This is a genomic window from Exercitatus varius (assembly GCF_029577735.1).
Taxonomy (GTDB): domain Bacteria; phylum Pseudomonadota; class Gammaproteobacteria; order Enterobacterales; family Pasteurellaceae; genus Exercitatus; species Exercitatus varius.
Window position 1 is genome coordinate 33099 of record NZ_JARQTO010000006.1, and the last position, 15969, is coordinate 49067.

The following is a 15969-nucleotide window of genomic DNA, read 5'->3' on the forward strand; positions in this document are numbered from 1 at the left end:
GGACATTCATTTCATGAAGTTAACGGCTTTAGCGACGGTGGGCATGTTGTTGCCGGTCATCGCTTATTCCGCTTCGAATGAAGCGGATTTAAACCGGCTGGATGCTGCCCAGCAACAGCGTCAAACGGAACAGGAACAAGCCCGCCGGCGGCAACAGGTTAATCCGCGCGAAGTCAGATTGAATGCGGGAGAGACAAAATCAGCGGCTATTCCGCAAAACGATACGCCTTGCTATCCTATCAATCAGATTCTGTTAACCGATTACTCCGAACATATTACCGATTTTTCTTCAATTCCTACCGCCCGTCTGCCGGTCAGTCAATTCCATTCCGCATTAGATGCCGTTTATGATGAAAAAGATTTTTCTTTACCACACTGCGTGGGCGGAAAAACTATCAATATCTTATTAAAGAGAATTCAAAACCGACTAATCGAACAGGGTTTTGTGACTACCCGTGTGGTTGTACAACCGCAGGATTTACGCAATCAACGGTTAATTATTACGGTAATTCCCGGTCGCATTCGTCGGCTGCAACTCCAGGATACCAGCGAAATCCCATTTGCCACTCGTGCCACCCGTTGGTTTGCCATGCCTATGGATAACGGTGACATCTTAAATTTACGAGACATCGAACAGGGACTGGAAAATTTAAAACGCAACCCGAGCGCCGATGCGGATATTCAGATTGAAACCACGGAAAATGTGGGTGAAAGCGATGTGATTATCACTTATAAGCAAACCCGCCCCGTCCACTTGACGGTGGGAGTAGATGACAGCGGCACTAAAGCGACGGGACGGTTGCAATACAGTATTACCGGTTCCTGGGATAATCTGTTCACTTTGAACGATTTATTTTATGCCGGTTTCAGTGAAGGCATTAAACGTCACAGCGATGCAGTGGACGGTAGTCATGGCAGTCATAATTTGACTCTGTATTATTCAGTGCCCTGGAAATACTGGCAGCTCACCTTAACCGGCTCCGATTATCAATATCATCAAACCATAGCGGGCGCTTATGAAGATTACCGTTATAGCGGTAAAAGTCGTCAGTTGAAAGGTACATTAAGTCGCTTGTTATATCGCGATAGCCATCGTAAAACCTCCCTTGCCTTTTCCCTGTGGCACCGACGCTCTTCTAATTTTATCAATGATACGGAAATTCACGTACAACGCCGTCGTATGGCAGGCTGGCAGGCGACGTTGTCGCATTTGGAATATCTCGGACAATCCACGTTGAATCTCGAATTGGGTTATAAAAGGGGTACCGGCGCATTGGACAGCTTACCCGCGCCGGAAGAAGATTTCGGCGAAGGCAGTGCCCGACCTAAAATTATCACGGCGGATGCGACGTTCAATTATCCTTTCAGTCTGTTTGCACAATCATTCCGTTTTAATACTGCCTGGCACGCTCAATGGAGTAAAACGCCGCTAATTCCTCAGGACAGACTGGATATCGGCGGTCGTTACAGCGTGCGTGGTTTTGACGGAGAATGGACATTGTCCGGCGATAACGGCTGGACATGGCGCAACGAATTGGGTTGGAACGTAGCAAATCTGGGACAGGAGCTGTATGTGGGCATTGACCGAGGCGAAGTTCGCGCTCGTCGTCCGGAGGAGCAACTGGGTCGCAGCTTAGTCGGCGGCGTGTTGGGATTGCGCGGGTCAGTTTTTGGCTTGAACTACGATTATTTTGTTGGCGTACCGATACATAAACCTCAAGGGTTTAAAACGTCCCACGTGGTTACCGGATTTAATTTGAGTTACCGATTCTAATGTCGCGAATTTGCTGAATCGTTTAATTTCACCATATCGGTTTTATGTTTTTTTGAATGTTAATGAAGGGTTTAACATGAACAAATATTGCTATCGGGTTATTTTTAGTCGCAAAAAACAACGTTTCGTGGTCACTTCCGAATTATCAAAAAGCGCCGCTGCTTCTTCCGTCTCGAAAAAAACTAATGAAAATTCGACCGCACTTTTCGTCTTTAGAGGGTGGCAAAACGGATTAAACGCCGGTTTAAGTGCGGTCAATTTCGCCTTGTTTTTGGCACTGGGTTTTGTGTTTATGAGCGAAGCGCAGGCAGAGGATTTAGCTATTCGCGCCGACAAATCCGCGCCCGGTAACCAACAGGCCACCGTTTTGCAAACTGCCAATGGTTTGCCGCAGGTGAACATTCAAACGCCGAGTGCCGGCGGAGTGTCGCGTAATGTGTATTCGCAATTGGATGTAGCGGAAAAAGGGGCGGTTTTCAATAACGCCCGCAAAGCCGTGCAGACTCAATTGGCGGGTTGGGTGCAGGGCAATCCGAATCTAGCGACGGGTGAAGCCAAAGTCATTTTGAACGAAGTAAACTCCAATCAGCCGAGCCACCTGAAAGGATATATGGAAGTGGCGGGGCAAAAGGCGGATGTGATTATCGCCAATCCGTCCGGCATTCATTGTGACGGTTGCGGTGTGATTAACGCGGGCAGAGCCGGCTTCACCACCGGCAAGCCGGAGCTGGAAGATGGGAACTTGAAGGGTTTTAACGTTCAAACGGGCAAAGTGACGGTATCCGGCAAAGGCATGGACACTTCAAGAGCGGATTATACGGATATTATAGCCAAAGAAGTGGAAGTAAAAGGCGGTGTGTGGGCGCAGGAATTGAAAATTACCACCGGACAAAATCGGGTAAGTAGCAGCCACGACGACGTGGTATACGTGGGCGATAAAAACGCGGAAAAAAACAGTGAAAAAATCGACCGCACTTTTAACCCGCGTTATGCGGTGGATGTCAGCGAACTGGGTGGCATGTACGCGGGCAAAATCCGCCTGGTGGATAATGACAACGGGTTGGGCGTGCGCAACGCGGGACATATCGGCGCAACGGCGGGCGAGGTGAAAATCGATAGTCGCGGACAGATTGTCAATCGAGGCACCATCAACAGTCCTCATGATGTGAGTTTAAGCGCGCAAAAAGATATTGATAACTCGGGCAATATTGAAAGCAAACGGGGCAATGTTCAACTCGGCAGCAGTCAAAGCGTTCGACAAAGTGGTTCTATCATCGCGCGTCAGGGCGATACGGATATTCGCATCAAAGGTAAATTGAATCAGTCGGGCGAGACGGTTTCGGGCGGTAAAATCCGAATCCAAGCGCAAAGCGTACAGGCGGAACGATCCGCGTTATTGGCGGCGGGTGTCGAGGTGACGGAATCGGCACAAGGCGTCACGAGAACGTTGTCTTTGCAAGGTAATAACAGCAAGGATTTAGTGATTGACGCCGAAGGGCAAATCGTCTTAAACGGTAAAAATGTTGCCGCCGGAAATATGTCGGTAGCAGGCGCTCAGATAGATTTAAACCACAGCCAAACTGCGGCGAATAATATTGACGCTTCCGCCCGTCAAGGAGATATTCAGGCGAATCGAGCCAACTTGACCGCACGGGAGAGTCTAACATTCGCCACGCCGAAAACCTTATCTGCCCAATACAGTCAGGTGACGGCAAAACAATTTGTTACTCGACAACAGATTTTTGATGTCGAACAAGGTGTTTGGCAGCAAACGGGCAACGGCGATTTTAATCTTCGCGCACAACAAATTAAAAATAATCAGGGTGCATTGATAACACAAGGGACGTTATTGACGGATGCGGATACAATTGAGAATCGTCGGGGCATGATTTATAGCCCGCGATTCTTAGCGAACGCACAAAAGTTGGATAATGAAAACGGAGAGATTTATGCCGACGACATTCATCTGACTAACCAATATTTAGATAACCGAAAAGGGCGGATTTATGCTCGAACTTTTAATGCCTTCAGTCAAAATTTAGATAACCGGGAGGGTGTTCTTGCAGTAACGGATCTCGGATTAACCTCTTCGACTATTCAAAATCAGGCGGTAAGCGGAACAGGTTCATTAATTAACGGCGCAAATCTGACTATTCATGTCGATACGCTAAATAACCAAAATACGAAAGCCACCCAATCCGTTCCGACGCAAGGCATTTTAGCCGGTAACCTGACGATTCGGGCGAATCAACTGAATAATCAACAAGGCGGATTGTATGCGGAAGATAGCCTGAAGACAACGGTTGAGAACGCTTTGGGGAACACACAGGGAGAGATACTTTCCGCCAATTTGGTGGAAATTGCCAGCCGACAAGCGCGGTTGACGGTAGATAACTCGGAAGGGAAAATAGAAGCGGGAAATCGGTTAACGCTGAAGGCTAAAACGCTGGCGCATGAAGGCAGTATCAACACCGGGGGGGATGCAGAGATCGCATTAAAGGACGATTTTACGCTCAACCGAGCGTTTGGTGTAAATGGAAATCTTACTTTCAGTACCGAAGGAAATTTGAAAAACAATACGGTTCTTCGGGTAGGGAATAAAGCGTCAATTTTCGCCGATGCTATTGAGAATGTTGCGAACGGCGAAATATCTGCGACGGATACCGAAATCACGGCGCAAAGCCTGCTTAACCGGGGATTGATTGACGGTTACAAAACCGTTTTAAATGTTACCGAACTGGAAAATAAAGGTACCGGACGTATTTACGGCAATCATCTGGCGATTCAATCGCATCATCTGCGTAATCTGAATGAAACCGTATCTGGTACTACTTCGGCAGGAACTATTGCGGCGCGGGAACGTTTGGATTTAGGTGTAGGCACCCTAACCAATTATAACCATTCATTGATATTAAGCCTGAATAAGCTTTATATCGGCGGTAAACTGGATGCTAATTATGAAGCGACGGGAAATGCGGCATTTATTGATAACGGTAGTGCCGATATCGAAGCGCTTGGTGACGGTGTTATCAACACAACGCGTTTGTGGAATCATGATTTACATCTGGTTTTAGGCAAAAAATATGATTATGAATTCATTCAGCAATATCATTTGCTAAACAGCACGACAGTGTATCGAACCGGGGTAGACGGCACTATGAACTGGAATAATGACAATCGCCATGATAAAAACGCCTACTTTGATTTTTATGATAAAAGCAAAAGCAGTATCGGTTCGCCGGACTGGATTCAGGAAGAATTTACCCGGGAAACCATTACGCCGACCATTGAACACCAGGAACCCGCCAGAATTTCCATCGGTGGCAATCTGGATTTGCGCGGCGACGATTTAACCAATGAAGCGTCCCGTTTTGAAATCGGTCGGCGTTTAACGCTGGGTAATACGGATTTCGTATCGAACCGTCTTAACTCGGATTTAACCGGTGCCGATGGCGTTCAACTGAAAAATATCGATATTGAAGACGATATTATCCGAATCGACCGCGGCATAGCAAAAACAATCGGGGCGGAAAGACATCGTTGCGGTCGGCACCATTGTTGGGGGCATTACGATCACGGCTCCGTTGTGCTGGATAGGGTTTTACCACCGCTTAAGTATTCATTCCGTTTTGTCAGCAATCCGATTGGTCAGGGCATCACGAACAGCGGTACCGATATTGCACAAAAAGCTTATGCTAATCAGGTCAGTCTGACCCAGTTGAAAGTCAACTCGGTCAGCGGTACGCCGACCACGATTAAAACTTCACGGACGGATCTTAGTTTGCCGACGGCAAGCCTGTACCGGATCAACCCGAAGGCAGGGCAATATCTGGTGGAAACCGATTCCCGTTTTACCGATCGCCGTCAATGGCTGAGTTCCGATTATATGCTGAATACCTTACGTACCCAAAATCTGCTGAAACGCTTGGGAGACGGTTATTACGAACAACGACTGGTGAACGAGCAAATCAACCAACTTACCGGACGCCGTTTCCTGGAAGGCTATAGTTCGGATTACGACCAGTATAAAGCGTTAATGGATAGCGGGATTCAGTACGCCCAACGATTCAATCTGATTCCTGGGGTAGCGTTAACGGAAGAGCAAATGCAAAATCTCACCTCGGATATGGTGTGGCTGGTGAAAAAACGGGTCACCCTTGCCGACGGCACGCAAACCGAGGTATTGGCGCCGCAGGTGTATATTGTGGCGCGCAATACGGACGTAGACAGTCAGGGCGCGGTGATTTCCGCCAATGACATTATTATCAACACGCAAGGTAATATCCAAAACGGCGGTATAATTGCCGGTCGGAACCTCACCGGCTTGGCGGCGAATAATATAGAAAACCTCGGCGGACGCTTACAGGGGCGGGATTTATATCTGTTTGCGAAGAACCGGCTGCTGAATGCGGGCGGAGAGCTGAGCGCCGGCAACAGCTTACTGGCGCAGGCGGATAATATTGTGCTTGAAAGCACCGTCACGGAAAGCGAGAAAGTGACGGCAACCCGCGATAAAGCGGGCTTCTCTCGACAGGAAATCGACCGGGTGGCAACGGTCAATGTCGGTGAAGATTCGGGCGGAAACGGTCATGCCGAGTTATTTGCGCGGGAAAATCTCAGCATTAAAGGGGCGAATATCAGTGTGACCGGCAATGCTGCTTTCACGGCGTTAAACCGCCTGAATCTGGGCGGGGTTAGCACGCAAAACCAAGAACATATCGTGCCGAACGCGGATAATTACTATAAGCTGGAGCAAAGCCGGGAGGTTGGCAGTCAAATTAATGTCACGGGTGACAGCCGATTGGCGGGGAAAAGTGCGGTCGATTTAACGGGAGTTTTTTTACACAACGAAGGCGCCCTGCAGATAGCCTCCGAAGGGGACATTCGTGTTCAGGCAAGTAGAAGCCTGGAACGAATAGCCAGCGGCTCGACCAGCAAATCGAAAGGCGAGTTAAGCAGCAGTCGAACCATTAAAAAACACGAACATGATTATGATTTAGCGCAGGGTTCGCAGTTGGATGCGGACCGTATTCAGATTTATTCCGCACAGGGCAATGTAACGATTGCGGGCAGCGATGTGGTGGCGGAAAACGACTTGGCGATATCAGGTAAAAATATTCTGATTCAGGAGGCGGAAAATGCGGTCTATGAAGAAAATTACGAACAAACCAAGAAATCGGGCTTATTAGGTTCAGGTGGAATAGGATTGACTATCGGACAACGCAAAACCACGCTTGAAACCGACCAAACCAAATATTATGCAAGCGGTAGTCAGGTGGGTAGCTTAAACGGCGATGTAAGTCTTACCGCGGATAATCAATACCGCCAGCAAGCCAGTCAGGTAACGGCAGTGGATGGCGATGTGAATATCGCGGGTAAACAGGTAGACATTGTGGCGGCGGATGACCGATATGAAACCAATTACAAACAGACTTATGAGCAAAAAGGATTGACAATATCCGTAACGGCACCGGTGATTTCGGCGATTCAGGCAACGGACAGTGCGTTAGAATCCATGTCCCAAATAGGTAAGAGCGAAAATAGACGTATTAATCTCATGGCGGGTGCGAATACGGCTTGGGATGCGGCTCGCGCAGCCGAAAGTATAGGAAGAGCTATCGCGCCGACACAGGCATTGCTTAACGGTGATATGAAGAATTCAGGTGTCGGTATATCGTTAACATACAGCCAGCAGAAAAACGTCGATAGCACGCATACGCAAGGTTCGACGGCAACGGTGTCTAAAATCAATGCGGGCAAAGCGGTGAATATTGTTGCTAAAGGCGACGAACACGGTTCGGATATTCATATTAGCGGCGCAGACATCAGCGGCAAACAAGGCACCTATTTATCGGCGGATAATGATATTCTCATCAGTGCAGCGAAACAAAGCCATCAGGAGCGAAGTCAAAATAAATCCAACGGGTTTAATGCCGGCGTTTCCGTTACTTATGGACGGAACGGCTTTGCCATGGGCGTGACGGCAGGCGGTAACTACGGCAAGGGATACGGTAACGGTGACGAAGTGACTTACGCATATAGCCATGTAGGTGATAGTGCTAGTCAAACCTTGTTACGGAGCGGACAAGATACTCATATCCAAGGAGCGCAAATTCAGGGCAAAGGAATTAAAGTGAACGCTGAGAATCTGTGGATTGAAAGTTTGCAGGAAACCATGACCTATGAAGGCAAGCAACAGAATATGAGCGGACAAGTCACGGTGGGTTACGGATTCTCCGCTTCAGGTAGCTATAATCGGTCTAAAACGGATGCGGATTATGCCAGTGTGGTGGAACAATCCGGGATTTATGCGGGAGATGAAGGTTACCAAATCGACATCACGCATAATACGGATTTAAAAGGTGCCGTTATCACCTCGACGGACAATGCCGAGACGGCTGGGAAAAATATGTTGTCAACCGGCACCTTAAGTTATGCGGATATTCAAAATTACAGCAATTATGACGCGGAAGGATTTGGTTTAAGCGGTGGTTTTACTGTAGAGGGAGATTTTACGATTCCATTAGGCGGTCGATCAGACAATGGATCCAATACAGATAATATATCTTCAGCAACAGTTGAAACAGATAAAGATAAAAGGGTTGTTCAAACTATTGAGAATATGGGTGGACGCGAAATATCGAAGAATGTAAATAAACAAGATAAAAATGTGGTTGATAACGTACAGTTAAATGGTGTTGCAGGCATCTTTAGTCAAGGTAACTGGGGAATTGCAAAAGCATTATCCTCAGCGGTCTTAGGACAAGTTAGTGATAAAGGTAACCAAACCGGTATGACTAAAAGTAGCATTAATACAAAAAACATCATTATTAGAGACGGAGATGAGCAGCGGAAATTAACCGGTTTAACTACGGAAGAAACGATATCTGAAATAGATAAGGAAAATACACATCGTACAGTAAATAAAGTAAATATAGAGGATATTAAATCCAAAATTGAAAGAGATTTAGATATAAGTCAGGATTTCGTCAATAACTTAAATCAAATAGGAGATAAACTCTATTATGAAGTCGAGAAAAAACAAAACAATATTGTGGTGAAATATAAGTCAGAAAGTTGTACGGATCCAAGTTGCTTACGCACTTTTGAATTGGATATGGACAAAATTAAGAATAGAGAACTGACCAGCGAAGAAGCCCAGATTCTATCAAGAATGTATGTACACGGCATCTTCAATATGACAGATAAAGATCGGATGGAGGGCGGTATTTTATACGGCGGTTCCGATACGCTAAACAATGCGTCGATACTGGTTCGTAAAGCGTATGCGGGCGTGGCGGAGGAATTAACTTATGCTGTCTTTGAACGCATAAGAGCAGGGCTTGATCTTCCGATGATATTCGGCGCATCTAATGCCAGCCGGGATCAGGCGACGATTTGGGATAAGTTAAATCAATACAATCAGGCAAACCCTGTCGATCAAGTTGATTTGAACCATGTTGCGCACAGTCTCGGCGTATCCGGTACGAAAAATGCGATGAACTGGGCGAATTCACAGGATATGAACTTTACTCATCTGAATGCCAATCTAACGGCACTTGGTACGTCTTATCCGATAAACAGCGATATTGAAACCGGTTATTTCGATGCGGCAGCCGGGTTATTCGGAAAAACAAAATTGGATTATTCGATTGCCCCGAGAGATTGCATTGGAACCTGTTTATTAATCGGCAGAACGGCTTCAACGGCGGAAAATACAAAGATTGGGCAACCTCTTATTGATTTATTAACTCATCATGTTTCTTATGTTAAAGATATGACAGCGTTTAAGTTTTATAATCAATATTTATCTCCTGAAGAATATAATTTTAGATTGAATAATCTGAAACAGATTTGGAGTGTTGATGATTATAACGGACCTAAATTTAATACATTAGAGAGTGATAGGTAGGTGAATTTATGAGAATTATATTAATTATTTTTTCTGAATTTATAATTGCTTCATGTTCTACTTATTATCAATTGCATTCTTTAGGTGGTTTATCATCTATGCCATCAAGAAATGCCTGGGTAAGGAATGGGCAATATATTAGTTTTTATGAAATGAAATTATGTAGGGAATATGCAGATAGTTATAAAAATGTAAATGATTATACTCTAAGTTCTAAAATATATTTTGATTGTATTTATCAAAAAGGTTATAGGTTTAAACCGGAAGTGGGATATTGTTCATACTGGAAAGATACTTATATTTGTAAAAATGCTAGTAAGTACAAATAATCTATAATTTTATTTATAGCTGTTGAGAATTTACAAAAGGTTTCTTCAAAAACAAAATTGGATTACTCGATTGTACCGAGAGATTGCATTGGAACTAATTATGAAAAGGTTTATACTTTTATTCTGTTTATTTGGTTGTAGTTCTATTTATCAAGTGAGATATATGGATACATCTTTTGGTGGAGAAAAGAAACAATGGGTAAATTCAAATTATTCTTTTAATGATTTTTCTATTTGTAAAGAAAATGCTAAAAATATTTTGACAGCTAAAGAGAAAGAGATTTTGGGTGATATTAGATCTCCTAAAGATAGTTTTGAACCTGTAATAGAAAAATTCTCACCTGTATATTATGATTGTTTATATAAAAAAGGATATAGATTTAGACCTGAAATAGGATATTGTTCTTACTGGAAGGATAAATATGTTTGCAGAAATAGGAATAAATATTCCAGATAGTTTTTCTTTTACAAGCCTATTTAAACATTATTTATAAATTAAAGCGCAATCAACTTTTAAAAGTTTTTTAAATTAAAAATTGAAAGTTGATTGCGTTTCTATTCCAGATTATTCTCCGGAATAAAGGACGGGATTCCGGCATCACGACAAGTGCGGTCAATACTAACAATATTTTAATCAAGGATGGTGAGAGTCAACATTGGTTATTCGGTGAAAGCTCGGAAGCAACCATTCACAAACTGAATCGGGAAAATCTTCATCAAAGGGTCAATAAAACTGATGTGGAAAAGGTTAAATCGGATTTAGAACGGGATTTAGATGTGGCAACTGCGTTAGTGAAAAACATCTCGGATTCCGGTGACGAACTTTATTACAATGCGGAAAAGAATGAAGACTCCAGTTTTATCGTGAGTAAAAAGACGTCGGATTGCGAACATATTTCCTGTTTAGATATAGAAAACGATAATTCACCGCAATTAAAAGCGTTAATTTACAGTGATGATATTTTAACGGAAGAACAAGCTAAGCTGTTGAGTAAGATTTCCATAGCCGGCATGCTTAATTTTACGCGAGAAGAGAAAGTGGCAAGTGCCATTTTATATGGTGACGACTTAGCTTCTTTAGATGATTTGGGCGTTATTCTGAACAGAGGTAATGCGGGGTATTGGAATGAATTTCTGTATGCCGGTTTTGAACGGTTCAGAGCATGGGTGAATATGCCGATGGTTTTTGGTGCTTCTAATGCCACGAAAGACCATGCACAAATTGTGAAGAAACTAGATGAATATAACGCCTACGCCGCCGCAAACGGCAAACCGCAATATAAATTGCAGGATACGGCACATAGTCTGGGGGTATCGGAGCATAAAAATATGCTGAATTGGTCTGAATATTTAAATCAGGATTACAAAAATACCGAAGTGGATTATTTGCATGCAGGGGGTTCTTACCCGTCGGAAGAGATTGACCATCAGGCAAAAGGCATCTTCAAGGACACAAACACTCGCTATATCGGCGTGGATGGTGACAAGGTTTATTCGGGTATATTGGGCGGTCATTTCATTGGGAATAATAAAAATGCAGTACCGAATAATGGTATTAGTGGTTTAGAGGCACATTCGGAGGCTAATCAGAATATTAATAATTTAAAATTTGTTGATGATAAAGAAACCATTAAATATAAATCAAATATTTTAAATAAAACTCATAATAATGGCGTTAGACAATATAATGTTATAGGGGAAAAACAATGAGAGTGATTTCTTTTTTGTTGTGTTTATTCTTATCAGGATGTATTGATTTATTAACTTACAGAGATAGTTATACTATTGATAAAATGGCTTATTGGGAGCATGTTTCTTCGAAAGAAATAGCATCATTGAAAGTTAGAAACGATTGCTTTGATAAAGTAAATAAAAATAATGAATTTACACAAGATAGATATGGTAAATGTTTATATGAGAAAGGATATAGATTTAAGACTAATAATCTGCTTTATTGTTATCATCGAAAAGAAAAATGTGAAGTCTATGATAAATATAGGAAATAAGTTAAAGGGGGTTTTATTGTATTTATCGGCGTGGATGGTGATTGGGTTTATTCAGGTATATTGGGCGGTCATTTTATTGGGAATAATAAAAATGCAATGCCGAATAATGGTATTAGCAGTTTAGAGGCGCATTCTGAGGCTAATCAGAATATTAATAATTTGAAGTATATAGATAGCGACATTAATCCTCAAGATAGAAATTATGAAATATTACGATATATTTATCCAGATAGTGATGGTGTAAGAAAATTTTATACTATAGGTGAATATAAATGATTAAGAAATTTGTTACATTTTTAAGTTTTTTTTATCGGGATGCATTCTCCTGTATAGAGAAAGTTATAGTCTAGATAAGATGGCTTATTGGGTAAATCCTATTACTCAGGAGATACCGCATAATGTAGGATGTCGCAATATATCGAAGAGAAGTCTGATAAAAAGAAATATACATATATCATATAAAAATATGAGACCTTTTTATGAAGAATTTGGTAAATGTATGCATGATAAAGGCTTTATTTTCAAAACAACAAATTGGTTATATTGTTATCATAGAAAAGAAGAATGTGAGGTCTATGATAAGTACAGAAAGTAAATTAAAAGAAATATTCTAATCTATATATAGTATAAAAGTGCAGTTAATTTTCAGTTTATTTTTAACTAAAACTAGCGAAAATTAACCGCACTTTATTATTTAGTAATACAAGTTTTATCCAGAATATATGTACACGGCATTTTTAACATGACAGATAAAGATCGGATGGAAGGCGGTATTTTATACGGTGGTTCCGATACGTTAAACAATGCGTCGATACTGGTTCGTAAAGCGTATGCAGGCGTGGCGGAAGAATTAACTTACGCTGTCTTTGAACGTATAAGAGCGGGACTTGATCTTCCGATGATATTCGGCGCATCTAATGCCAGTCAGGATCAGGCGACGATTTGGGATAAGTTAAATCAATACAATCAGGCAAACCCTGTCGATCAAGTTGATTTGACCCATGTTGCGCACAGTCTCGGCGTATCCGGTACGAAAAATGCGATGAACTGGGCGAATTCACAGGGAATGAACTTTAATCACTTAAACGCCAATTTGACGGCACTTGGTACGTCTTACCCGATAAACAGCGACATTGAAACCGGTTATTTCGATACGGCAACCGGGTTATTCGGGAAAACAAAATTGGATTACTCGATTGCGCCGAAAGATTGCATTGGTACGTGTTTATTAATCGGTAGGACGGCTTCAACGGCAGAAAATACAAAGATTGGAATACCGTTAGTGGATTTGTTGTTGCATCATACAGTTCCTTGCATAAAGGATAAAGAAGTTTTGGAATTTTATATAAAAGATCAATCAAAACTAAATGAAAAAATAAATGAATCTCAGAAGATTTGGGGGCGGAGTAATAGTGATGAATTCGGTCCGAAATTGAAAACATTGGAGTGATTGCATGAAGTATATATTTTTTCTCTCAAGTATTGTGTTATTAATAGGATGTAGTTCATTTACATTATTACGTAGCCCTAGTGCTAATTCTACGGAGCAATGGAAAAAAAATGAACAATATTCATATAAGGTGATGAGTGATTGTTCTTCATTAGCTAAAAAAAAACTTAATATTGATGAAGCTAAATTTTTTACTGTAGAGAATATAAATACAGGTAGATATAAAAGTATTTCATTGAAATATCAAAAGTATTTATATGATTGTATGTATGATAACGGGTATAGGTTTAAACCCAATATTGGTTATTGTGATTATTGGAGAAACAGTTACGATTGTTTAAATAAAGAATATTATTCTGATTAATCGGAATATATTTTTTAGATAGTGCGGTCAAAATTTCAACTGTTTTTATAAAAAACAAACTGAAATTCCGACCGCACTTTCACGAGACACAGAACACAGCAACGCCAAAGTGCAGCAGTACGACAAAGCGGAGTACGAAGAACGGCTGGAAACGGCGCAGCTTATCGGCGACATCAGCCAGAACCAAATTGATATTCAGTGGACACCGAAAGTGCGGGAAGCGGAAGCTAACCGACAGCAAGCAGAAGCGGTGCTAAACAACCAAAACGCTACGGCAACGGAAAAGGCCGAGGCACGGCAGATTAAAAGTCAGTCGGAGCAAATCATCGCTACTTATGGCAAAGGCGGTGATTATCAGATGGCGGTACGTGCCGTCACTGGCGTACTGCAGGGCCTGGCGACGGGCAATCAAAACGCCGCATGGGTAAACGGCTTATCGCCGTATGCCAATAATCTCATTAAAACCTACACCACCGACGAAAGCGGCCAGGTGAACACTACCGCCAACTTAATGGCGCATGCTATGCTCGGCGCGTTGGAAGCCTATGCCACCGGTAATCATGCGGCAGCAGGTGCGGCTGGAGCAATCACAAGCGAAGTGGCGGCAAAACTTATCACCGAACAACTTTATCACACTGACCCAAGTAAACTCACCGACGACCAAAAGCAGGTAGTGGCCACCCTCAGTCAAGTCACTGCCGGATTAGCCGGTATAGTAACAAGCGACAGCACACAAAGTGCGGTGAGTGCGGCGGAGATTGGGAAACGGGCGGTGGAGAATAATGAATTATTCGGATATTCCGCAGATACGCTCACCGGATTGGCGATGAAAGCCCGAGCGGATGCAGTTATTGCTCCAATAGAACAGCAAGCGAATGAACAGGTTCAGGAAATTGCGACAAAATTAGCTGAATTTGGTGTGGATATGACACCGTTATTAGGCGATGGAAAAGCATTTTATGATGCTGAAGACGGCATTGATTATATCTTAGCGACGATAGGTGTTCTTCCCGGAGCAGATGCTATAACGAAGCCTTTGAAAGAAGCGAAGGATTTGTATCAGGCGGCTAAAAAAGCAGAGTTATTGGGAGATTCTGCTAGTGTATCTAAGTATTTAGAGAAAGCCTTTAAACAGTTAGAACAAGTTAAAGCTCTGGATGTTGATAGTTATAAAAATTTACGAACTCGTTCAGTGGTAGGTGATAATATTGATTTAGATCATATACCATCATTTGCTGCATTAAAGAAATCTAAAGAAAGTGAATTAGGAAGAAAATTGTCTCCGATAGAGGAAAAATCTTTAAGAGATGAGGCTACAGCGGTGGCAGTACCTAAAGATGTTCATATGCAAAGTAGAACATATGCTGGTAGAAATAGTAAAGATCAAATTGTTCATGATGCCAATAACTTATGTCGAGCTCAAGAATGTGATCTTAATAAAATGAGAACTTCATTAATTGAAAAGGGATATAACCCATCTTCTGTTGAAGATGCGATAAATGAAATTATTCAAAGAAATAATAGTAGAGGAATAAAATGAAAAATGTTTCCGGAGATTTAAATACTTTTCTAGAGGCGTTAGGAAAAAAACAAGGGGATAATTTAATATTGAAAGCAATTACTATTATTGCTATGGATTTTGAAATTGAAAATTTTGAATGTGAAAACATTAAAAATACATATTTCCATTTTTATAAACGAGGTGTTGATTTTGTTTTTACTAAAAAAAATGAGTTTGAGTTTCTTGAGTCTATATTTTTTTATCTTAATCAGGTAGATAAATATAGTATTTATCCTTTTGTTAGGGATCTGATCAAAGAATTAGATTATCCCTTTAATAGAAAATCCATTATAGATAATTTGGGAAAACCAGAAAAAGAGTCAGATTCATGGATTAGATATTCTATTAAAAATAAATATATTCACTTCGAATTTAATAGTGATGGAGAAGTTTCTTTAATTACCTTGTTTATTGAAATTTAAGACATATGGACAGAGATAACGCGATAAAAACGGCTGTTGGTCGATGAAGTGCAACGGTATGATAAAGCGAACTACGAAGAACTGCTGGAAACGGCGCAGCTTATCGGCGACATCAGCCAGAATCAGATTGACATTGAGTGGACACCGAAAG

At 42.0% G+C, this 15969-nt stretch carries 11 protein-coding genes; all 11 read left to right on the forward strand.

What is annotated here, in order from left to right; genetic code table 11:
- Nucleotides 1-13 precede the first annotated feature (13 nt).
- Nucleotides 14-1774, forward strand: a complete 1761-nt coding sequence (locus tag P7M01_RS06285; protein WP_317476231.1) for a ShlB/FhaC/HecB family hemolysin secretion/activation protein — start codon at nucleotides 14-16, stop codon at nucleotides 1772-1774.
- Between the two features lie 76 nt (nucleotides 1775-1850).
- Entirely contained in the window at nucleotides 1851-9686 is a 7836-nt protein-coding gene (locus P7M01_RS06290; protein ID WP_317483579.1) for a two-partner secretion domain-containing protein, read from the forward strand.
- A gap of 8 nt (nucleotides 9687-9694) precedes the next feature.
- On the forward strand, nucleotides 9695-10015 hold the full coding sequence (locus tag P7M01_RS06295; RefSeq protein ID WP_202936424.1) for a hypothetical protein: 321 nt from the start codon (nucleotides 9695-9697) through the stop codon (nucleotides 10013-10015).
- A 163-nt stretch (nucleotides 10016-10178) separates the two neighbouring features.
- A complete protein-coding gene (locus P7M01_RS06300) occupies nucleotides 10179-10472 on the forward strand; it encodes a hypothetical protein (protein WP_202936423.1) in 294 nt (97 codons plus the stop codon).
- A gap of 86 nt (nucleotides 10473-10558) precedes the next feature.
- Nucleotides 10559-11725 carry a hypothetical protein gene (locus P7M01_RS06305; protein WP_317483580.1) on the forward strand — a complete coding sequence of 389 codons (1167 nt, stop codon included), beginning with the start codon at nucleotides 10559-10561 and terminating at the stop codon, nucleotides 11723-11725.
- Entirely contained in the window at nucleotides 11722-12021 is a 300-nt protein-coding gene (locus tag P7M01_RS06310; RefSeq protein WP_202936421.1) for a hypothetical protein, read from the forward strand. The genes P7M01_RS06305 and P7M01_RS06310 overlap by 4 nt, the downstream gene beginning before the upstream one ends.
- Nucleotides 12022-12051: 30 nt before the next feature.
- Nucleotides 12052-12297 carry a heme transporter CcmA gene (locus P7M01_RS06315; protein WP_238398838.1) on the forward strand — a complete coding sequence of 82 codons (246 nt, stop codon included), beginning with the start codon at nucleotides 12052-12054 and terminating at the stop codon, nucleotides 12295-12297.
- Between the two features lie 466 nt (nucleotides 12298-12763).
- Nucleotides 12764-13471 (forward strand): hypothetical protein, encoded by a 708-nt coding sequence (locus P7M01_RS06320; RefSeq protein ID WP_317483581.1) that lies wholly within the window; start codon nucleotides 12764-12766, stop codon nucleotides 13469-13471.
- A 4-nt stretch (nucleotides 13472-13475) separates the two neighbouring features.
- Complete coding sequence (locus P7M01_RS06325) at nucleotides 13476-13835, forward strand: hypothetical protein (RefSeq protein WP_317483582.1); 360 nt, start codon at nucleotides 13476-13478, stop codon at nucleotides 13833-13835.
- A gap of 109 nt (nucleotides 13836-13944) precedes the next feature.
- Nucleotides 13945-15375, forward strand: coding sequence for a VENN motif pre-toxin domain-containing protein (locus P7M01_RS06330; protein WP_317483583.1), 1431 nt, complete (start codon nucleotides 13945-13947; stop codon nucleotides 15373-15375).
- Nucleotides 15372-15818, forward strand: coding sequence for a hypothetical protein (locus tag P7M01_RS06335; protein WP_317483584.1), 447 nt, complete (start codon nucleotides 15372-15374; stop codon nucleotides 15816-15818). Before P7M01_RS06330 ends, P7M01_RS06335 begins: the two co-directional genes overlap by 4 nt.
- Nucleotides 15819-15969 lie beyond the last annotated feature (151 nt).

Bases quoted from the DNA above. Each gene is read 5' to 3' on its own strand.
- P7M01_RS06290 (WP_317483579.1), top strand. From the start codon at position 1,851: ATGAACAAATATTGCTATCGGGTTATTTTTAGTCGCAAAAAACAACGT.
- P7M01_RS06295 (WP_202936424.1), top strand. From the start codon at position 9,695: ATGAGAATTATATTAATTATTTTTTCTGAATTTATAATTGCTTCATGT.
- P7M01_RS06320 (WP_317483581.1), top strand. From the start codon at position 12,764: ATGACAGATAAAGATCGGATGGAAGGCGGTATTTTATACGGTGGTTCC.
- P7M01_RS06300 (WP_202936423.1), top strand. From the start codon at position 10,179: ATGGATACATCTTTTGGTGGAGAAAAGAAACAATGGGTAAATTCAAAT.
- P7M01_RS06325 (WP_317483582.1), top strand. From the start codon at position 13,476: ATGAAGTATATATTTTTTCTCTCAAGTATTGTGTTATTAATAGGATGT.
- P7M01_RS06310 (WP_202936421.1), top strand. From the start codon at position 11,722: ATGAGAGTGATTTCTTTTTTGTTGTGTTTATTCTTATCAGGATGTATT.
- P7M01_RS06335 (WP_317483584.1), top strand. From the start codon at position 15,372: ATGAAAAATGTTTCCGGAGATTTAAATACTTTTCTAGAGGCGTTAGGA.
- P7M01_RS06285 (WP_317476231.1), top strand. From the start codon at position 14: ATGAAGTTAACGGCTTTAGCGACGGTGGGCATGTTGTTGCCGGTCATC.